The following is an 18924-nucleotide window of genomic DNA, read 5'->3' on the forward strand; positions in this document are numbered from 1 at the left end:
GCGGGCGGAGGGCGCGGCGCTCGTCGCGGTCGATCTTGCCGTCGCCGTTGGCGTCGATCGCGGCGAAGCGGCGGTCGGCGTCGGCCGCAGCTTCCTCGCGCGTCACCACGCCGTCGCGGTCGGCGTCGGCGGCGGTGAGCGGGTCGCGCGGTCCCATCGCCCCCGCGGGCGGCGCATCGGCCTGCGGGGCAGGCAGGTTCTGCGCGAGCAGCGGCACGGCACCGGCGAGCGCGGCGGCGCCGAGCACCGCCGCGGAGAACAAGGTCTTCATGGATACACCCCTCGACACATTCGACGCGGCTCGGGCCCCGTCATTGTCGTGGCACTAGGCCGTGCGTGTCGCGCCGGAATGTCGAAGCGCCGGAATATTGTCGCGATTTGTATCAGCCGAAGATCGCGACCGACTGGATCTGCTCGGCCACCGCACGGCCGTCCGCGTCCCAGATCGCCATCTGCTGCGACGAGGCGCCGTCGCGCGCGTGATCGGTGGCCGAGCGCAGCAGCCACCAGCCGTCCCGCGTCGCCGGGGCGGGGGCGAGCAGGTTGAGCTGCCAGGTCATCGAGCTCACCGGCGCGCCGACGCCGAGCAGCCGCAGCGCCGCGGGGGGCAGACAGTCGCCGATCGCCAGCAGCTCGACCTCGGGATGGAGGCCGTCGCGCTCGGCCAGCCGCGCCCAGCGCAGCCACGCCGCCGGATCGCTTTGGCCGGGCGGGTCGACGAACTCGACATGGCGCGTGAACGCCACCTGGGGGTGACCGCCGCGCAGCACGCGGTCCTCGGGCGCGGGCGGCGCGACCGCAGGCGCGGCGCCGCGCGCGTGCGCCAGCGCGTCGGGCAACGCACGCATGAAGACGAAGGTGCAGCGGACGCCGAGCCCGGCCTCGCCGCTCACCTCGGCCGCGACGAAGGCGGCATTGCGCCCGCGACGCAGCAGCGTGGCGGAAACCGTCACCGCGCCGGCGAGCGGCCCGACGAACGCTACCTGCGTCGAGCGCAGCGGCGGCAGCCCGGGCTCAAGCTGGTGCGCCGCGTGCAGCGCCAGCGCCGCCGAGAGGCCGCCGAAGGCGGTGCGGCCCTGCTGCCAGTCGGGCGGGATCGCGCCGTGCCAGCGCGCCGCCTCGCCGTCGCGGACGAGCGCGGCGAGCAGCTGAGCGAGCGAGGTGGCGGCGGCGGGGTCGGTCATCGCGTCACGCTAGCCGCGGATCGCGACGGATCAATGCCGCGCGCCACCGCGGGGCGAGAAGAGTCGGTCTCGCGACACGTCGACACCCTAGGGCTCGCTATGAAGGAAACTGCGACGACGAGGAGATGACATGAGGCGTACGCTGCTGGTGATCGACGTCCAGAACGCCTATTTCGCGCGCGGCGCGCTGCCGCTGTGGCGCGCCGAGGCGGTGGAGGAGCGGATCGTCACCGCGATCGCCGCGGCACAGGCGGCGGGCGATCAGGTCGTGCTGGTGCGCCACGTCGCCGCCGGCGGCCCCTTCGCCGAGGACGAGCCCGGCAGCGTGATCCGCCCCGCGATCATGGCGGTGGCGGGGGGCGCGGCGGTGATCACCAAGAGCTACCCCGACGCCTTCCAGGAGACCGATCTCGGCGCGCATTTGCTCGACACCGGCGAGCTCTTCGTTTGCGGCATGATGACGCAGAATTGCGTCACCTACACCGCGCTCGCGCCCGAGGCGACGGTGCTCGATCGGCGCGTCATCGGCGACCTGTGCACCGCGCCGACCGACTATGTCCATCAGGTCGCGCTCGCCGCGCTGGCCTCGAAGATCCCGGTCGTCACGGCGACCGATATATGGCCGACGCGGGAAGGGTGAGGGCGGGCCTTCCCGCTCCCGGGAAGGTTGCCGCCGTGGAGGTGGGCGCTCGTGCTTGCACCGTGCAGGAGACGCGGCTCTGATGCGCGAGGGTCGGCGAGGAGCGCGCCGCCTAACACCCTCGTCATCCCGAACTTGTCGCCAAGCACAGGGGAGCCTTCGCGATTAACTTCTCTGCGGGAGCACCGTCTCCGATCGCGTATCAGTGAATTCCGGAACGGGCCCGACATGACGGCAGTAGGTGCAGGCCAAGAGCCAGCCAGGCGAGCGCCGGCGGCGGCATGCCTGCCTGAGCCGAGCTCCCCTTCTCGCGGAATGATCAATCCACCGTCACCGCGCGGCCTGGCCGAACAGCACGCGCCGCTCGTCCTCGCTCAACTCTGCCGGCTGCGCCTGCACGCGCGCGCCTTGCTCATAGGCGCGCACCACCGCGGGGCGCGCCTTGATCCGCGCGTGCCACGCCGCGACATTGGGGAAGTCGTTGATGTCCTGCCCTTGCGGCTCGGGTAGGATCCAGGGGAAGCAGGCCATGTCGGCGATGCTGTACTCGCCGCCCGCGACAAAGTCGCGACCCGCCAGTCGCCGCTCGAGCACGCCGTACAGCCGGTTGGTCTCCTTGAGGTAGCGCTCGATCGCGTAGGGCACGCGCTCGGGCGCGTAGCGGGTGAAATGGTGGTTCTGCCCCAGCATCGGGCCGAGCCCGCCGACCTGCCACATCAGCCACTCGAGCACCTCGACGTGCGCGCGCGGCGTCGCCCCGCCGAACTGCCCCGTCTTGTGCGCGAGATAGAGCAGGATCGCGCCGCTCTCGAACACGCTGACCGGCGCGCCGCCGTCTCTCGGCGCATGGTCGACGATCGCGGGCATGCGGTTGTTGGGCGAGATCGCCAGGAACTCGGGGCGGAACTGCTCGCCCTTGCCGATATTGACCGGGTGAAGGGTGTAATCGACCTCGGCCTCCTCCAGGAAGATCGTGATCTTGTGCCCGTTCGGCGTGGGCCAGTAATGCAGGTCGATCATCGCGCGTCTCCGTCGTGTGCGCGAAGGGTGGGGACGCCGACCGCCACGATCAATGCCGCCGCGCCGATCAGCGTACCCGCCACGACGAAGGCGAGCCCGTCGAAGCCGCGCCGCGCGCCCCAGGCGAGGCTCTGAGTCGCGATCAGCGGCCCGATCACTGCGGCCACAGAGTTCATGCTGCCGAGGCCGCCCTGCAAGGCGCCCTGGCGGGTCGCATCGACCAGCCGGCTGAGCAGCCCGTTCAGCGCCGGCCACGCCAGAGCGCCCAGCGCGCCGACCAGGAAGAAGGCGTAAACCTGCCAGCCCTGCGTCACGAAGGCGTAGGCGAGCAGCGTCGCGGCGCCCGCCACCAGCCCGATCAGCGCGGCGCGCCGCTCGCCCAGCCGCGCCACCGCACGGCGCGTGAGGAAGAGCTGGACGAGCAGTTGGAGGAAGCCGACCCAGGCGAGGCTCCATCCGATCGCCGCAGGGCTCCAGCCGAAGCGCAGCGTCGCCCAGAAGCTCCACACCGCCGGGTAGACGATGCCGCCGAGCTGCCACAGGAACCAGGCGAGCAGCAGCGGCGCGGCATTGCCCGCGGCGAACAGCGGGCGGAACGCGCCGATGACATGCGCGTCGCGCAGCCGAAACGGGCGGCGCTGCTCGCGACCTAGCGTCTCGGGCAGGAAGAGCAGCATCGCCAGCGCGTTGAGCGCGGCCAGCGCGGCGGCGAGCGCGAACGGCGCGCGCGCTCCCCAATGCGCCACCAGCCCGCCGAGCGCGGGTCCGACGATGAAGCCCAGCCCGAACGCCGCGCCGAGCAGGCCGTAGCCCGCGGCGCGCTGCTCGGGCGGAGTGACGTCCGCGATCACCGCGCCCGCGGGCCCGTAGCTCGCCCCCGCCGCGCCGGCGATGACGCGGCCGAGGAACAGCCAAGCGAGCGTCGGCGCGCCCGCCATCAGCGCATAGTCGAGCGCGAAGGCGACCATCGCCGCCACCAGCACCGGGCGCCGACCGAAGCGGTCGCCGAGGTTGCCCAGGATCGGCCCGGCGACAAATTGGGCCAGTGCGAAGGCGGCGAGCATCCACCCGCCGATCAGCGTGGCATGCGCCAGGTCGGTGTGGCCGAGCGCGACGATCAGCCCCGGCAGCACCGGCATGACGATGCCGAAACCGATCACGTCGACCGTGACGGCGGCGAGGACGATCGGCACGGCGCGATGCGGGAAGCGGGGCATGGCGGCATCATAGCGCGACGGGCGCGCGCTGTCGGCATGGCCAACAAGCTGATCTAAGTAAGAAGTATATGGGTCAAACCGGTACCAAGGCTTGCCCTCCGCGCCGGTCGCGGTAATGAGATGTAAATAAGGGTTGCTGGGGGGCGCCGGTGGGGGATCAGGAGAGCGTCGCGGTCGCTTATCACCGCCCGGGCGACGCCTTGACGCATCATGTCACGGGCTATCATCGCTTCGCCGCGCCGGTGGTGCCGGGGCACGTCTTCCACGATGCCTTCTTCCCCAGCGTCGCGACGATCCGGGTGACGCTGGCGGGTAGCCCGCCGTGGGCGCTGCGGATCGGCAGCCGCACCTATGATCCGATGCCGACCGTCGCGCTGACCGGGCCGACCAGCTACGCCGGCTATGTCACAAGCTCGGGCGGCACCCTGGTGGGCGCCGGTCTGCTGCCTTACGGTTGGGCACAGATGTTTGGCGGCGACGTGTCGCGGCTGTCGAACCGGGTCGTCCCGCTCGACGAGCTCGACCCCGGCGCCGAGATGCTGCGCGACGCGCTCGAGGCCGGCGAACCGTTCCAGCAGGTGTTCGACACCTGGCTCGAGGCGCGGTTGCAGCGCCGTCCCCCGGCCGATCCGCGGATCGACCGGCTGTGTACGATGCTGCGCGATCCCGCCACGACGCGGATCGAGGCAGTGGCCGACGCGCTCGACATGACGCCACGCGCGCTCGCCGCGTTGACCCGCTTCAATTTTGGCTTCACCCCAAAGCTGTTGCTGCGGCGTACCCGCTTCCTGCGCGCGCTGAGCCTGGTGCTGACCCAACCCGACGCGGCGCCGCTGGCATTGGAGGAGGCGGGTTATTGGGACCGCTCGCACTTCCTGCGCGACAGCCACCTCTTCCTCGGCTGCTCGGTACGCGAGTTCTCGCGCCGACGCGGCCCGCACAACCAGCTTGCGATCCGCGCGCGGACCGAGGCGCTGGGCGAACCGGTGTAGATTGGAGGAGGCGGGGCCGTGCGGGATTGCCGAAGCGCAGCGTTCCTGAAGTGAGCGACGGAGAGTAGCAGCTTCGCTTGAAAAGCCGTGCTCCTGCGCACGCAGGAGCCCAGGGCCTCGAGCGTGGCCCCTGCCGCCATGGGCTCCGGCGTCCGCCGGAGCACGGCCAGGTTCACTCGCTCACTCCCCGAGCAGACGGTCGTCGAACATGCCGAACAGCAGCGTCGAGGCATAGAGCCCTACCGCACGCTCGCGTGCCATGGTCGAGGCCCATTTGCGCATGTCGAAGGCGGCGTTGAGCAACGCCATCAGTGCCTGGCTCGCGATCAGGCTGTCGACCGCGCGGATCGTCCCCTCAGCGGCCCCGTCCATCAGCGTGCCGGCGAAGCGACGCGCGATCCGGGTGGAGCGGTCGACCATCTGCTGGCGCTCGCCCGACGGCAGACCGCTCAGCGCGGTGGTGCGCAGCAGCGAGCCGCTGTCGGAGAATTGCACCCGCACCAGCGTCGCCACCGCGTCGCACAGCCGTTGCCAGTGCGTGCCACCGCGCGCGTCGGCGCTGCGCTGCGCCGCCGCGATCGTGTCGAAGCTGCGGCGGTAGCAGGCCGCGACCAGATCGTCCTTGGCGTCGAGATGGTGGTAGAAGCTGCCCTTGGTCACGTTCAGCTCGGAGGCGATCCGCTGCACCGAGGCGCCGCGGTAGCCCAGTTCGTTGATCAGCCGCGTCGCCGCCAGCAGGAAGGCGTCACGCCCCGGCACCGCGTCGTCGCGCTCGAGCGTCAGCGGGCGCGGCGCCCAGCGCGCATCCGTCCCGGCCAGGCCGTGGCGGAACAGGTCCATCAGCCGCTCGGCGGCGCGCGGATATTGGTCGGCGTCGTAGCGTGGCAGCCAGGCTGGCAGCCAGAACATGTTCTCCAGCAGCACGTGCGCGCGCGCACCGGCGAGGTCGACCGCGCCGCGCGCGCGCTGCTCGCCCCACAAAGCGCGGGTGCGGCGGAAGACCTCGCGCCAGCGCGCCATCAGCCGCGCGCGCACCGGCTCGTCCATCGCACGCAGGTCGGAGAGCACCGCGAAGGCGCGTTCCTCGCCGCGCTCGATCCGGGCGAGCCGCGCGAGGTTGAGCGTGACGAGCTTCTCGACCCGATCGGACGGCGTCGCCTCGGTCGCGGCTTCGTCGAGCATCGCCAGCAGATAATCGAGCGTGTGCTCGAACGCGGCGGCGGCGAGGTCCTCCTTGCGCTTGAAATAATAAGTGACGCTGGTGGTGTTGAGCCCGACGCGGCGTGCCACGTCGGCGAAGGTCATGCCCTTGGCGCTCTGCTCGTTGATCGCATCCGCCGCCGCGGCCAGGATCGCCTCGCGCTTTTCGCGGAAGCGCCGTGTCGCGGTGGCGTCGTCGGTCCTCACATCCCCCATGGCGCGATCGGTAGCACGTCGCTTTCGAAGATACAGTCCCCTTTTCATTCAGCTGGATCGTAACTGCGGCGCCGAGATCAAGCGCGCTTTACCGAAAACGCGGTATGGCCTAAGCCCGATCATTACCGCAGAGGAGAGGGTGGCGATGGACTTCACGCTGAGCGAGCGCGAAACCTTTTTCCGCGACCGCGTCCGCGCCTTCATCGCGCGCCATATCGCGCCGCGCGACCACGAGTACGAGCAGCAGCTCGGCAGCGGCGAGCGCTGGAAGGTCATCCCGGTCATCGAGGAGGTCAAGCGCGCCGCGCGCGCCGAGGGGCTGTGGAACTTCTTCATGCCGCCGCACTCGGGTCAGCAGCACGTCGACGACAGCTTTGCGTTTCAGGGCACGCAGCTGACCAACCTCGAATATGCGCTGTGCGCCGAGGAAATGGGGCGGATCGGCTGGGCAAGCGAGTGTTTCAACTGCTCCGCCCCCGACACCGGCAACATGGAGGTGCTCCACCGCTATGGCACGCGCGCGCAGAAGGACGCTTGGCTGCGCCCGCTGATGGACGGCGAGATCCGCTCGGTCTTCCTGATGACCGAGCCCACGGTCGCCTCCTCCGACGCGACCAACATCGAGACCCGGATCGAGCGCGACGGCGACCATTATGTAATCAACGGACGCAAATGGTGGTCGTCAGGGGTGGGCGACCCGCGCTGCAAGATCGGCATCCTGATGGGCAAGACCAGCTTGGAGGGCTCGCGCCACCAGCAACAGAGCCAGGTGCTGGTGCCGCTCGACACGCCGGGCGTGAAGGTCGAGCGGCTGCTCTCGGTCTACGGCTATGATCACGCCCCCCACGGCCACGGCGAGGTGAGCTTCACCGACGTGCGCGTCCCGGTGGAGAACGTGCTGCTGGGCGAGGGACGCGGCTTCGAGATCGCGCAGGGGCGGCTCGGGCCCGGGCGGATCCACCATTGCATGCGCACGATCGGCGTCGCCGAGGTGGCGATCGAGAAAATGGCGCGGCGGCTGCTCTCCCGCGTCGCCTTCGGCAAGCGGATTGCGGATCACAGCGTGTGGGAACAACGGATCGCGCGCGCGCGGATCGACATCGAGATGACCCGGCTGCTCTGCCTCAAGGCCGCGGACATGATGGACCGAGCGGGGAACAAGGCGGCGCAGCAGGAGATCGCGATGATCAAGGTGCAGGCGCCGACGATGGCATTGCAGATCCTCGACGATGCGATCCAGGCGTTCGGCGGCGCCGGCGTGGCGGACGATGCGGGGCTGGCGCACGCCTGGGCCTCGGTGCGGACGCTGCGCTTCGCCGACGGACCCGACGAGGTGCATTGTCGCGCGATCGCACGGCATGAGTTCGGTAAGTACGGTGAGGGCGGCGGACGGGGGGCGCCGTCGAGCGGCGACGTCGGAGTGAGCCGGTGAGGGTTGCGGGGGCGCCAGCTTGCCGCTTGTTCCGGCGTCGTGCTGCGACTGGCTTGAAAGTCGCCGTTCCGCGATCGTCCGGAGCGAAATTGTGCGTCGCCCTTCCTTGCTGCGGTCATCCTGAACTTGTTCCAGGATCCACCGTCCCGCGAGCGCCGCGGGTTCCAGGAACGTGGCGCCGTGGTGTTCGCGCGAGAACGTGTCCCCCGGACACGATCTTGGCTCGCTGGGGGCGAGCCAAAGCGCGAACACGAAACGAGTCCGGGATGACGCTAAGCGATGCGGGACCGTCAGCATCCTTCTCTGGCGGCGCTCACCCATGAGAGCCGCCGTCCTCACCGCCACGCGCGAACCGCTGACGATCGCCGACGTGACCGTCAGCAAGCCGCTCGCGCACGAGGTGCTGATCCGCACCGCCGCGGTCGGTGTGTGCCGCTCCGACCTGCACTTCGTCGACGGACTCTACCCGCACGCGCTCCCCGCCGTCCCGGGCCATGAGGCGGCGGGCGTGGTCGAGGCGGTCGGCAGCGAGGTGCGTACCGTCAAGCCCGGCGATCACGTCGTCACTTGCCTCTCCGCCTTCTGCGGCCACTGCGAATTCTGTCTCAGCGGCCGCATGTCGCTGTGCGTGAGCGGCGCGACGCGGCGCCCGCGCGGCGCCGAGCCGCGGCTGCGCCTCGCTGACGGCGGCGCGGTGGCGCAGATGCTCAACCTTTCCGCTTACGCCGAGCAGATGCTGATACACGAGCACGCCTGCGTCGCGATCGACCGCGACATGCCGCTCGACCGTGCCGCGCTGATCGGCTGCGCGGTGACGACCGGCGCCGGCGCGGTGTTCAACACCGCCGACGTGTCGCCGGGCGAGACGGTGTGCGTGGTCGGCTGCGGCGGGATCGGGCTCGCCGCGGTCAACGCCGCGCGGATCGCGGGGGCGGGGCGGATCGTCGCGCTCGATCCGGTGCCCGAAAAACGCGCCATCGCCGCGCGGCTCGGCGCGACCGACACGTTCGACAGCGCCGCCGAGGGCGTCGCCGCGGCGGTGGTCGAGGTGACCGGCGGCGGCGTCCACCATGCGATCGAGGCGGTCGGCCGGCCGCAGTCGGCCGCGACGGCGGTGGCGGTGCTGCGCCGCGGCGGCACCGCGACGATCCTCGGCATGCTGCCGCCGGCCGAGTCGGTCGGCCTCTCCGCGCTCGACCTGCTCTCGGGCAAGAAGCTGCAGGGCGGGCTGATGGGCTCCAACCGCTTCCCGATCGACATGCCGCGGCTGGTCGACTTCTACCGCCGCGGCCTGCTCGACCTCGACACGTTGATCGCCGAGCGGCTGCCGCTTGAGCGGATCAACCATGCCTTCGACGAACTGCGCCGCGGCGACTCGACGCGCAGCGTGATCGTTTTCGCATGAGCGACGATTCCTCGCTTCCGCGCGATCTCGCCGAGCGCGACCGACTCGACACCGCGCGCCTCGGCACGTGGATGGCCGAGCATGTGCCCGGCTTCACCGGCCCGTTCGACTATGCCAAGTTCGCGGGCGGCCAGTCGAACCCGACCTACCGGCTCGACACGCCCGCGCGACGCTACGTGCTGCGGCGCAAACCGAAAGGGGAGCTGCTCCCCTCGGCGCACCAGGTCGAGCGCGAGTATCGCGTCATCGCCGCGCTCCACCCCAGCGGCTTCCCGGTGCCGCGGCCCTATGCCTTGTGCGAGGACGCCGCGGTGATCGGCTCGGCCTTCTACGTCATGGAGATGGTGGAGGGGCGGACGATCTGGGACGGCGCCATGCCCGAGCTGACCCCTGCGGCACGCCGGGCGCATTATCACGCGATGATCGACACGCTCGCCGAGCTCCACAACATCGATCCGAGCGCCATCGGGCTCGGCGACTATGGCCGGCCGGGCAATTACTTCGAGCGCCAGGTCACGCGCTGGACCAAGCAATATCGCGGCGCCGAGACCGAGACCTTGCCCGAGATGGAGCGGCTGATCGAGTGGCTGCCGCGCACCGTGCCGCCGCAGACCCGCACCGCGATCGTTCATGGCGACTATCGCGTCGACAACATGCGCTTCGCGCCGGGCGAGGAGCCGCGCGTCGCCGCGGTGCTCGATTGGGAGCTGTCGACCCTGGGCGATCCCGTCGCCGATTTGACCTATTATCTGATGAGCTGGGTTACCGCGCCCGAGGGGCGCTCGGGCGTGATGGGGCTGACCGGCGACGCCACGGGCATCCCCACGCTCGACGAGATGCTGGCGCGCTACGCGGCACGGACCGGGCGTGACGAGCCGGTCGCGATCGACTGGTATTTCGCCTTCAACCTCTTCCGTCTCGCCAGCATCGTTCAGGGCATCCGCAAGCGCGTGCTGGTCGGCACCGCCGCCAACGCGCGTGCGCAGGAGACCGCGGCGCGGCTGCCGATGCTCGTGAGCGCGGCCTGGCACTTCGCCGGGCGCGCCGGGGCATGAGCGCGGAGGGGGAGCGGATGCGGTTCGCGGGCAAGTCGATCGTCGTCACCGGTGCGGGATCGGGCATCGGCCGCGCCGCCGCGCTGCTGTTCGCGCGCGAGGGCGGCCGCGTCGTCGTCGCCGACGTCAGCGAGGGCGCCGACGCGACCGCCGCCGCGATCGCCGACTCGGGCGGCACCGCGCTGGCGTTCCGCGGCGACGCCGGCGACGAGGGCGACGTCGCGCGGCTGGTCGCGCTGGCGGCCGAGCGGCACGGCGGTCTGGACGTGATGTTCGCCAACGCCGGCATCTCGGGCGGGCTCGCCAATCTGTTCGACACCGACGTGGCGCTGATTACCGAGGTATTGCGCGTCAATCTAATCGGACCGTTCCTCGCCATCAAGCACGCCGCACCGCTGATCGCCGCGCGCGGCGGCGGCGCGATCGTGCTCACCGCGAGCGTCGCGGGGCTGCGCTCGGGCGCGGGGTCGCCGGCCTATTCGGCCAGCAAGGCGGGCGTGATCAACCTCGCGCAGGTGGCGGCGCAGCAGCTCAGCGGCAGCAACGTGCGGGTGAACGCGATCTGCCCCGGCCTGACCGAGACGGGGATGACGCGCCCCACCTTCGACTACGCGCGCGAGGCGGGCAAGCTCGATCGGCTCGGCCGGCTCAACCCGCTGCGGCGCGGCGCGCAACCCGAGGAACTGGCGCGCGTCGCGCTCTTCCTCGCCAGCGAGGAGGCGAGCTACGTCAACGGCCAGGCGATCGTGGTCGACGGCGGACTATCGTCGAGCCATCCGGTGACCCGGCAGGATTACGGCAAGACCGCGGTGTGAGGCGGTCGGTGAACGCCGCGAGTCCCGCGCGCCACACCGCCGGGGCGACGCGGCACGCAGGCCAGCGCCGCCCGCGCCCGCGCCATACCATCGCCGAGCCGCCGCGTCAGCCGCTCCCACGCCGCATAGGCCAGCGCTCCCACCGCCAACGCTGCGACGACGTGGGCGCCACGCCGATGATCCCCAGGCGATCGCGCAGCAGGTAGATGGTGATGCCGTGCGTGAGATAGGCGAAGAGGCTGCTGCGCGCGAGATAGCCCAGCACCGTCGCGACCTCGCGCCGCACCAGCACCCGCGGCGCGAGCAGCAGCGCGGCGACGACCGCGTCCGCGATCAGCACGTGCGAGTCGCTCGCGCCCCAGCCGAGCGCGGCGACCAGCGCGGTGACGAGGATCACGGTGCAGCGCGGCGCCCCCGTCTCGGCGTAGCTCGCCAGCCAGCCGAGCGCGATCGCATAGGCCGAGGCGTCGGTGCTGAAATCGTCCGCAGTCGGGGGGCCGCGCAGCGCGAGCCCGGCGACCTTCGCCGCGAACGCCAGGGAGAGCAGCGGAAAACCGATCGCCCAGCCCGAGCGCTCGGCGCGGCGCCGCATCGCTGGAACCGCCAGCAGCAGCAGCAGCGCCAGCGTGCAGTGGAACAGCGCCGGGATGAACCAAATTGCGCCATCGTCCGCACGCCGGGATCGCGCACGACGTTGCCCAGCAGCAGCAACGTCTCCCAGCCGAAGCGATTGGGCGTCAGCGCGCGGTAGAGCGGCAGGATCGCCCAATAGGGTGTCACCACGCGCAGCAGATAGTCGCGGATCACGCCCCAGCGCGCGGCGCCGAGCATCCGCCGCGACTGGAAGGGGGCCAGGCCGTAGCCGGCGAGGATCATCAGCGCGAGCGCGCCGCCCTTGAACGCGCGGTTGGCAGGATCGCCGAGCACGTGGCTGGCGACCACCAACGCGATCGCGGCTGGGCGCAGCAGCACGTCGGTGGCGACCCAGCGGAAGCCCGGATCGGCGCGCGAGACCGTAAGGCGGGCGAGTGCCTCAAGCCGCGCGACGGTCAGCTCCTCCCAGCGCTCGGGCAGCGTGCCGAGCACCTCCTCGATCGCCAGGCTGGCGCGGACGTAGCTGAGCGAGTCGCCCGCGAGCGAGCGGAACGAGTCGCCGTCCTCCACCCGCTCGCGCCCGAGCGCCGCAGCGAGCGCGGCACGCAGCGCGCCCGCCGACGCGGCGGTCCGGCTGGTTCGCGCCGCCGCGCGCCCGGCGCGCAGCGCGGGGTAGTCGACCTTGCCCGAGGCGAGCCGCGGCACCGCGTCGAGCGCCAGCACCGCGCGGTGGCTCGCCGGCAGACCGACCTCGTCGGTGACGAACCGCTCCGCCGCGGCGACGTCGCCCGGAGCCAGCACCGCCACCACCAGCAGCGAGTCGTCGCCCGCGGCCACCGCGGAGACTCCCGCGGCAGCGAGTCGCTGCTCCACCGCATCCAGCGCGACGCGCAGCCCGAACGGCTTGATGAAGCGGCTTTGCCGACCGGTCACGCGATAGCCGCCGTCGGGCAGACGTTCGGCGAGGTCGCCCGTGTGCAGCACGGTCAGCTCGTGACCCCGCGCGAGATCGGCGGCCGCCTCGGCATAGCCCATCATGACGTTGGGGCCGGTATGGACCAGCTCGCCCGCGGTCGCCGCCGGGGTGCCGGTTTCGGGATCGACCAAAGCGAGCGTGCCCCCTGGGATCGCGCGCCCGATCCCGCCCGCGACGACGTGATCGGGATCGACCTCGAGCATCGCGATCCGCGCCACCGCCTCGGTCTGGCCGTACATCACCACGAACCGCTTGCCGGTTGCGCGCGCGCGCGTCGCGACCGAGGCGACCAGCTCGGGGGTGAGCCGGCCGCCGGCCTGAGTCAGCGTGCGCAGGGATCCGGGCAGCGTGTCGAGGAAGCCGGCGCGGTCGAGCAGCTCGTAACTGTGCGGCACCCCGCCGAACGAGGTCGCGCCATGGCGTTCGATCGCGGCGCGGAAGCCCGGATCGAGCACCGAGCCGGCGTAGAGGATCGTCGTCGCCCCCGCCGCGAGATGCGAGTGGATCACCGACAGGCCATAAGCGTAGCTCGGCGGCAGCGTCGTCATCGCGCGCTCGTCGTGCGTCAGCGCAAGGCTGGCGGCGATCGCGCGCGCGTTGGCGTCGATCGCGCGCGCCGACAGCCGCACCAGCTTCGTCGCGCCGGTGGTGTCCGAGGTCGACAGCAGCAGCGCGAGATCGGGGTGTGTCGCGGGCGCGGGGCCGGGGTCGCGCAGCCGCTCCACGCCGCGCGCGCTCGACCAGCGCGCCGCCGGCCGGAATGCGGCGATCAGCCGGTCGGCGCGCTCACGGTCGGCGGTGGTCTCCCCCGCGGCGGTGACGATCGCGGGAAGACCCCGTGGCAGCGCGCCAAGATAGGCGCTCATCGCGGCGAGGTCGTTGTCGAGCGCCAGCAGCACCGGAGTGCCGCGCGGCAGGTCGAACACCGCGTCGGCCGCGTGTGCCAGCGCGACATAATCGAGCGTGTCGCCGGCGGCGGTGACGAAGGCGACGCGGCCCGCGTGCCGCTCCAGGTCCTGCCAGAAGTTCATCGCGCCCCCACCGACGCTATGTAGCGGGACGGAGGCGATGAACGGCGCGCTGGGCCGGCTTCTTTGCTCAGCCGATGGTCACGCCGGCATGGGCGGCGGGCTGTCCTACCGCGGCGCGATCTGTCACCGGGGTAACGCCGGGAGAGAAGGAGAGCGATCTTGTTGAACCACGTCATGGTCGGGTCGAACGACCTCGCGCGATCGGCACGCTTCTACGACGCGGTGCTCGGCGTGCTGGGCGCACCACCGGCGCGCCGCGACACCGCGCCGAGCGGGCATCAGCGCCTGTTCTATCGGCACAACGGCACGATGTTCGGGGTGAGCCAGCCGATCGACGGTGCGGCGGCGAGCGTCGGCAACGGCAGCACGGTCGCCTTCCGCTGCGACTCGCCCGAGCAGGTGCAGCGCTTCCACGACGTCGCGGTGGCGAACGGCGGCACCTCGATTGAAGACGCGCCCGGCCCGCGCGATACCAGCCTCGGACGCGCGGTGCTGGCCTATGTCCGCGATCCGGACGGCAACAAGTTGTGCGCGGTGAGCCGGGGATGACGGTCTATGTGGCACTGCTCCGTGCGGTCAACGTCGGCGGCACGGGTGCGCTGGCGATGGCCGAGCTGCGGCGGCTGTGCGAGGCGGCGGGCTTCGCCACGGTGCGGATCTATATCGCGAGCGGCAACGTGGTCTTCACGAGCGCGCTCGACGCGGCGGCGGTGCAGCGACGACTGGAAGAGGCCTTGCACGAAGCGACCGGGCGGCAGGTGAGAGTCGCGGTGCGCACCGCGGATGCACTGGCGGCCACGCTCGCTGCCAACCCCTTCGCCGACGCGCCGCCGTCTACCACCGTGATCATCTTTCTCGACACGCCGCCCCCGGCCGACACGCTCGGGCGCGTGGTGGCGCCGGGTGGCGAACGGCTCGCCCTCGGCGCGCGCGAGATCTACGTTGCCTATGGCGCTGGCATGGGGCGGTCACGGCTCAAGCTGCCGGCGGCGGCAGCGGGAACCGCGCGCAACCTCAACACCGTGGCGAAGCTGGTGGCGATGGCGGCGGATGTCGCCGCGGCGTGACGTCGGGCAGTGCGGCACGCTGTGACGCGACGCGCTGCGATCGGCTCAACATTCGCCGCGTTCGCCGGCGCGCACCTCGCTTCGGACTCAACATTCGCAACATTCGCGCCCCTTCCAAGCCCGGGGCACAGCCGCTACACGCCCGCCATGGAGCATCCCGACAGCATCCTCATCGTCGATTTCGGCAGCCAGGTGACCCAGTTGATCGCGCGCCGCGTGCGCGAGGCGGGGGTCTACAGCGAGATCGCACCCTTCCAGTCCGCCGCCGACGCCTTCGAACGGATGCGCCCCAAGGGCGTGATCCTTTCCGGCGGGCCCGCCTCGGTGGTCGACGCGGGCAGCCCGCGCGCGCCGCAGGCGGTGTTCGACTCGGGCGTGCCGGTGCTCGGCATCTGCTACGGCCAGCAAGTCATGAACGAGCAGCTCGGCGGCAAGGTCGAGAAGGGCAATGCCGGCGAGTTCGGCGAGGCCTATGTCGAGGTCGACGCCGCCTGCGGGCTGTTCGACGGGCTGTGGCAGTCGGGCGAGCGCCACCAGGTGTGGATGAGCCACGGCGACCATGTCGCCGCGCTCGCGCCCGGGTTCACGCCCGTCGCCTCGTCCAGGGGGGCGCCGTTCGCGCTCATCGCCGATGAGACGCGGCGCTATTATGGCATGCAGTTTCACCCGGAGGTGGTCCACACGCCCGACGGCGGCAAGCTGATCGCCAATTTCGCGCGTCACGTCTGCGGGCTGGCGGGCGACTGGACGATGGCCGAGTTCCGCGCCACCAAGATCGCCGAGATCCGCGCGCAGGTCGGCAGCAGGCGCGTGATCTGCGGGCTCTCGGGCGGGGTCGATTCCGCCGTGGCGGCGGTGCTGATCCACGAGGCGATCGGCGACCAGCTCACCTGCGTCTTCGTCGATCACGGGCTGTTGCGCGCGGGCGAGGCCGATCAGGTCGTTGGCCTGTTCCGCAATCATTACAACATCCCGCTCGTGCACGTGAACGCGGAGACGCTGTTCCTCGGCGGGCTGGCCGGGATCACCGATCCCGAGGCCAAGCGCAAGTTCATCGGCAAGACCTTCATCGACGTGTTCGACGAGGAAGCGCGCAAGATCGGCGGCGCCGAGTTCCTCGCACAAGGTACGCTCTACCCTGACGTGATCGAGAGCGTGAGCTTCACCGGCGGCCCCTCGGTAACGATCAAGAGCCACCACAATGTCGGCGGCCTGCCCGAGCGGATGAACATGAAGCTGGTCGAGCCGCTGCGTGAGCTGTTCAAGGACGAGGTGCGCGAGCTCGGCCGCGAGCTGGGGCTGCCCGACGCCTTCGTCGGCCGCCACCCGTTCCCTGGGCCGGGTCTCGCGATCCGCATCCCGGGCGAGGTCTCCAAGGAGCGCTGCGATATCCTGCGCAAGGCCGACGCGATCTATCTCGAGGAGATTCGCGCGGCAGGGCTGTACGACACGATCTGGCAGGCGTTCGCGGTGCTGCTGCCGGTGCGCTCGGTCGGCGTGATGGGCGACGGGCGGACGTATGACTCGGTGCTGGCGCTGCGCGCGGTGACCTCGACCGACGGGATGACGGCACAGGCGTTCCAGTTCCCGGGCGACTTCCTGCCGCGCGTGGCGACGCGGATCATCAACGAGGTAAAGGGCATCAACCGGGTGACCTACGATTACACCTCCAAGCCACCGGGTACGATCGAGTGGGAATGACGCGGGAAGAGCGAGCAGCCGGGGGCTGCTCGCCCGCGTCATTCGGCGGCGCAAGCCGCCGCGGCGCGCGGACGGATGAAGCAGCCGGGGGCTGCTCGCCCGCGTCATTCGGCGGCGCAAGCCGCCGCGCGCGCGGCGGTACGCTGGTGACTGGTGCGCTCGAGCGTGACCGTGGTCAGGCGGACGCCGGAGCCCAGCGCCGCGGGCGTGAGCTACGTGGCTCTCGCCTCCGGCGTGCGCAGGAGCACGCGGGCGCGTCACACGACCGAAGACCGATCCAGGCAAAGAGCACGTCCGTCGTGCGGACCGTTCGCGCCACGATCGCGCTTCTCGCAGCCGCACTCGCGCTCCCCGCCGCTCCCGCCCTTGCGGCGAGCGGCGATCCGCCCGCGTGGACCCAGCCGCGCCCGCCGCTGCACCTGCTCGGCCCGATCACCTATGTCGGCACGCGCGGGCTCGGCGCCTATCTGATCCGGACCAGCGAAGGCGCGATCCTGGTCGACGCAACGATGGCCGAGAACGTCCCCGCGATCGAACGCAACATCCGCTCGCTCGGGCTGAAGCTCAGCGACGTCAAGCTCATCCTCGTCAGCCACGCGCATTTCGACCATGTCGGCGGGCTCGAGCGCATGCGGCGCGACACCGGCGCACGCGTGCTCGCCGGCCGCGGCGACGTCGCCGCGCTGCGCAGCGGGACGCCGCCGGGCGTGACCGACTATGGCGTCCACCGCTTCCCCGCGGTGGCGCGCGTGTCGCCGGTAGCGGACGGCGAGCGTGTCAGGCTCGGCGATGTCACGCTGCGGGCAGTGGCGACCCCGGGACATACGCCCGGCTGTACCACTTGGGTCACGCGCGTCGTCGATCACGGCCGCGTGCGCCAGGTGGTCTTCGCCGGCAGCATGACCGTCGCCGGTAATCGACTGGTCGGCAACCGCCGCTATCCCGCGATCGTGCGCGACTATCGCGCCACCTTCGACCGGATCGAGCGGCTGCGCGCCGACGTGGTGCTGCCGATGCACCCCGAGGCGGCCGACGTGTTCGCCCGCGCGCGCGCGGGGACGCTCGTCGCGCCGCGGCTGCTCGGCGACATGGCACGCGCGGCGCGAGCCGATTTCGAACGCACGCTGCGCGCGGAGAAGCGCTGAGCGGCGTTGCGCGAAGCCGGCGCATGCGCTTGGGTGCTTGTGGATCGCACCGGCATCGCCCCGACGATGGGACGGTGCCGACGAGAAGGAGAGACATGATGCGAAATCTGACCAAGGCCGGTCTGGCTGCGCTCGCCCTGGCACTGTCGGCGACGCCGAGCGTGGCGCAGCGCGGCGCATCGGCGCCCAATACGCTCAGCGCCCGGGAGCGGGCGGCCGGCTGGACCCTGTTGTTCAACGGCCGCGATCTGACCGGATGGCGCTCGTTCAAGGGTGGCGCGCCCACACCGTCCTGGACGGTGCGCGACGGCGCGCTCGAGCTCACCGCCTCGGGCGGTCACATGAGCGGCGCCGATCTCGCCACCGCGGAGAGCTACGGCCCGTTCGAGCTCACGCTCGACTGGAAGGTGGAGAAGGGCGGCAACAGCGGTGTGATCTATCTTGCGCGCAACGTGCCCGAGACGACGCAGAGCTATGAGACCGGGCTCGAGATGCAGGTGCTCGACGATCAGGGCCACCCCGACGGCAAGATCCCGTCGCATCGCGCCGGCTCGCTCTACGACATCACCGTGCCACCGGCGGGCGCATCGCGCCCGGCGGGAAGCTGGAACCATGCCCGGTTGCTGGTCGAGCCAGGCCGCATCCGCCAGTGGCTCAACGGGGTACCGACGGCCGACGTCTCCTACGGCGACGCGGCGTGGAAGGCGCGCGTGGCCAAGTCGAAGTTCGCCAAGATGCCGCTGTACGGTACCTTCACCAGCGGCGTGATCGCGCTGCAGGACCATGGCGAGCCGGTCGCCTTCCGTAACGTCAAGCTGCGCCGGATCGGCGCTGCGCGGTGATCCGGCCCGGGGCGGCGGCTGCCGAGCCGCTGCCCTGGATCAGTCGTCGGAACGATCGACCTTTCCCGCGCTTCTGAGGATTATGGCTCGGTTTTATATCCAGTTTGCCGGTCGTGAGCGGGATGCGACCGGGATCGACTGCGCTGACGTGGCGGGGGCGCGCAACGAGGCGGTGCGACAGCTCGGAGGTTATCTCTCCGACCATCCCGGCTATGCCGAGGAGGGCCATTGGCGCGTGACGGTGGAGGACTCGAGCCGCCGCCCGCTGCTCAACGTGATTGTCGCGACCGTCGGCGTCCGCGGTGCCCCCGACGAATGATGCGCGGCGCATTGTATACCGCTGTGCGAACGAATCCTTAAGTACGAATGACATAGAAGGAAGCGACGAGGTC

At 71.1% G+C, this 18924-nt stretch carries 17 protein-coding genes and 2 pseudogenes; 12 read left to right on the forward strand and 7 right to left on the reverse strand.

Annotated elements, in window-relative coordinates; translation table 11 throughout:
• Together QBJ89_RS03565 and QBJ89_RS03570 are read right to left on the reverse strand one after the other, a co-directional pair.
• Positions 1-271 (reverse strand): annotated as a pseudogene (locus QBJ89_RS03565) (EF-hand domain-containing protein); the annotation flags it as partial.
• A 112-nt stretch (positions 272-383) separates the two neighbouring features.
• Positions 384-1184 carry a thioesterase family protein gene (locus tag QBJ89_RS03570; protein WP_277979177.1) on the reverse strand — a complete coding sequence of 267 codons (801 nt, stop codon included), beginning with the start codon at positions 1182-1184 and terminating at the stop codon, positions 384-386.
• A 130-nt stretch (positions 1185-1314) separates the two neighbouring features.
• On the opposite strand from QBJ89_RS03570, the gene QBJ89_RS03575 reads away from it, so the two are divergent.
• Complete coding sequence (locus QBJ89_RS03575; RefSeq protein ID WP_277979178.1) at positions 1315-1824, forward strand: cysteine hydrolase family protein; 510 nt, start codon at positions 1315-1317, stop codon at positions 1822-1824.
• A gap of 330 nt (positions 1825-2154) precedes the next feature.
• On the opposite strand, the gene QBJ89_RS03580 is transcribed toward QBJ89_RS03575, so the two are convergent.
• Entirely contained in the window at positions 2155-2844 is a 690-nt protein-coding gene (locus tag QBJ89_RS03580) for a glutathione binding-like protein (RefSeq protein ID WP_277979179.1), read from the reverse strand.
• The gene (locus tag QBJ89_RS03585) at positions 2841-4061 is read right to left on the reverse strand and encodes an MFS transporter (protein ID WP_277979180.1); all 1221 of its coding nucleotides are present in this window, start codon (positions 4059-4061) and stop codon (positions 2841-2843) included. The genes QBJ89_RS03580 and QBJ89_RS03585 overlap by 4 nt, the downstream gene beginning before the upstream one ends.
• Positions 4062-4210: 149 nt before the next feature.
• Between QBJ89_RS03585 and QBJ89_RS03590 the strand changes: the two genes are divergently transcribed.
• Positions 4211-5053: a helix-turn-helix domain-containing protein gene (locus QBJ89_RS03590; RefSeq protein ID WP_277979181.1), complete on the forward strand. Its 843-nt coding sequence runs from the start codon at positions 4211-4213 to the stop codon at positions 5051-5053.
• Positions 5054-5233: 180 nt separating this feature from the next.
• Here the strand turns inward: QBJ89_RS03590 and QBJ89_RS03595 are convergent, their stop codons facing one another.
• On the reverse strand, positions 5234-6469 hold the full coding sequence (locus QBJ89_RS03595; protein WP_277979182.1) for a TetR/AcrR family transcriptional regulator: 1236 nt from the start codon (positions 6467-6469) through the stop codon (positions 5234-5236).
• Between the two features lie 145 nt (positions 6470-6614).
• On the opposite strand from QBJ89_RS03595, the gene QBJ89_RS03600 reads away from it, so the two are divergent.
• The 4 genes from QBJ89_RS03600 (at position 6615) to QBJ89_RS03615 (ending at position 11176) form a co-directional block, all read left to right on the forward strand.
• The gene (locus QBJ89_RS03600; RefSeq protein WP_277979183.1) at positions 6615-7901 is read left to right on the forward strand and encodes an acyl-CoA dehydrogenase family protein; all 1287 of its coding nucleotides are present in this window, start codon (positions 6615-6617) and stop codon (positions 7899-7901) included.
• Between the two features lie 319 nt (positions 7902-8220).
• Positions 8221-9306, forward strand: coding sequence for a Zn-dependent alcohol dehydrogenase (locus QBJ89_RS03605; RefSeq protein ID WP_277979184.1), 1086 nt, complete (start codon positions 8221-8223; stop codon positions 9304-9306).
• The gene (locus tag QBJ89_RS03610; RefSeq protein ID WP_277979185.1) at positions 9303-10361 is read left to right on the forward strand and encodes a phosphotransferase family protein; all 1059 of its coding nucleotides are present in this window, start codon (positions 9303-9305) and stop codon (positions 10359-10361) included. The genes QBJ89_RS03605 and QBJ89_RS03610 overlap by 4 nt, the downstream gene beginning before the upstream one ends.
• Positions 10358-11176, forward strand: a complete 819-nt coding sequence (locus tag QBJ89_RS03615; protein ID WP_277979186.1) for an SDR family NAD(P)-dependent oxidoreductase — start codon at positions 10358-10360, stop codon at positions 11174-11176. Before QBJ89_RS03610 ends, QBJ89_RS03615 begins: the two co-directional genes overlap by 4 nt.
• Before the next feature lie 106 nt (positions 11177-11282).
• Here QBJ89_RS03615 and QBJ89_RS03620 read toward each other — a convergent pair whose 3' ends face one another.
• Together QBJ89_RS03620 and QBJ89_RS03625 are read right to left on the reverse strand one after the other, a co-directional pair.
• On the reverse strand, positions 11283-11945 hold the full coding sequence (locus tag QBJ89_RS03620; RefSeq protein WP_277979187.1) for an acyltransferase family protein: 663 nt from the start codon (positions 11943-11945) through the stop codon (positions 11283-11285).
• An 863-nt stretch (positions 11946-12808) separates the two neighbouring features.
• A pseudogene (locus QBJ89_RS03625) lies at positions 12809-13777 on the reverse strand (AMP-binding protein); the annotation flags it as partial.
• 159 nt (positions 13778-13936) lie between these two features.
• Here QBJ89_RS03625 and QBJ89_RS03630 point away from each other — a divergent pair.
• The 6 genes from QBJ89_RS03630 (at position 13937) to QBJ89_RS03655 (ending at position 18851) form a co-directional block, all read left to right on the forward strand.
• Complete coding sequence (locus QBJ89_RS03630; protein ID WP_277979188.1) at positions 13937-14326, forward strand: VOC family protein; 390 nt, start codon at positions 13937-13939, stop codon at positions 14324-14326.
• Positions 14323-14844, forward strand: coding sequence for a DUF1697 domain-containing protein (locus tag QBJ89_RS03635; RefSeq protein WP_277979189.1), 522 nt, complete (start codon positions 14323-14325; stop codon positions 14842-14844). Before QBJ89_RS03630 ends, QBJ89_RS03635 begins: the two co-directional genes overlap by 4 nt.
• Positions 14845-14991: 147 nt before the next feature.
• Positions 14992-16545, forward strand: a complete 1554-nt coding sequence (gene guaA, locus QBJ89_RS03640; RefSeq protein WP_277979190.1) for a glutamine-hydrolyzing GMP synthase — start codon at positions 14992-14994, stop codon at positions 16543-16545.
• Between the two features lie 299 nt (positions 16546-16844).
• A complete protein-coding gene (gene bla, locus QBJ89_RS03645) occupies positions 16845-17690 on the forward strand; it encodes a subclass B3 metallo-beta-lactamase (protein WP_277979191.1) in 846 nt (281 codons plus the stop codon).
• Between the two features lie 95 nt (positions 17691-17785).
• Complete coding sequence (locus QBJ89_RS03650; protein WP_277979192.1) at positions 17786-18532, forward strand: 3-keto-disaccharide hydrolase; 747 nt, start codon at positions 17786-17788, stop codon at positions 18530-18532.
• A gap of 82 nt (positions 18533-18614) precedes the next feature.
• The gene (locus QBJ89_RS03655; RefSeq protein WP_277979193.1) at positions 18615-18851 is read left to right on the forward strand and encodes a DUF6894 family protein; all 237 of its coding nucleotides are present in this window, start codon (positions 18615-18617) and stop codon (positions 18849-18851) included.
• Positions 18852-18924: the final 73 nt, after the last annotated feature.

The sequence above is a fragment of the Sphingomonas phyllosphaerae genome (assembly GCF_029623345.1).
Taxonomy (GTDB): Bacteria; Pseudomonadota; Alphaproteobacteria; order Sphingomonadales; family Sphingomonadaceae; genus Sphingomonas; species Sphingomonas phyllosphaerae_C.

Excerpts from the sequence above, each read along its gene's own strand:
- QBJ89_RS03570 (WP_277979177.1), bottom strand. The coding sequence starts at position 1,184 with ATGACCGACCCCGCCGCCGCCACCTCGCTCGCTCAGCTGCTCGCCGCG.
- QBJ89_RS03575 (WP_277979178.1), top strand. The coding sequence starts at position 1,315 with ATGAGGCGTACGCTGCTGGTGATCGACGTCCAGAACGCCTATTTCGCG.
- QBJ89_RS03580 (WP_277979179.1), bottom strand. The coding sequence starts at position 2,844 with ATGATCGACCTGCATTACTGGCCCACGCCGAACGGGCACAAGATCACG.
- QBJ89_RS03585 (WP_277979180.1), bottom strand. The coding sequence starts at position 4,061 with ATGCCCCGCTTCCCGCATCGCGCCGTGCCGATCGTCCTCGCCGCCGTC.
- QBJ89_RS03595 (WP_277979182.1), bottom strand. The coding sequence starts at position 6,469 with ATGGGGGATGTGAGGACCGACGACGCCACCGCGACACGGCGCTTCCGC.
- QBJ89_RS03600 (WP_277979183.1), top strand. The coding sequence starts at position 6,615 with ATGGACTTCACGCTGAGCGAGCGCGAAACCTTTTTCCGCGACCGCGTC.
- QBJ89_RS03605 (WP_277979184.1), top strand. The coding sequence starts at position 8,221 with ATGAGAGCCGCCGTCCTCACCGCCACGCGCGAACCGCTGACGATCGCC.
- QBJ89_RS03610 (WP_277979185.1), top strand. The coding sequence starts at position 9,303 with ATGAGCGACGATTCCTCGCTTCCGCGCGATCTCGCCGAGCGCGACCGA.
- QBJ89_RS03615 (WP_277979186.1), top strand. The coding sequence starts at position 10,358 with ATGAGCGCGGAGGGGGAGCGGATGCGGTTCGCGGGCAAGTCGATCGTC.
- QBJ89_RS03635 (WP_277979189.1), top strand. The coding sequence starts at position 14,323 with ATGACGGTCTATGTGGCACTGCTCCGTGCGGTCAACGTCGGCGGCACG.
- guaA (WP_277979190.1), top strand. The coding sequence starts at position 14,992 with ATGGAGCATCCCGACAGCATCCTCATCGTCGATTTCGGCAGCCAGGTG.
- QBJ89_RS03650 (WP_277979192.1), top strand. The coding sequence starts at position 17,786 with ATGATGCGAAATCTGACCAAGGCCGGTCTGGCTGCGCTCGCCCTGGCA.
- QBJ89_RS03655 (WP_277979193.1), top strand. The coding sequence starts at position 18,615 with ATGGCTCGGTTTTATATCCAGTTTGCCGGTCGTGAGCGGGATGCGACC.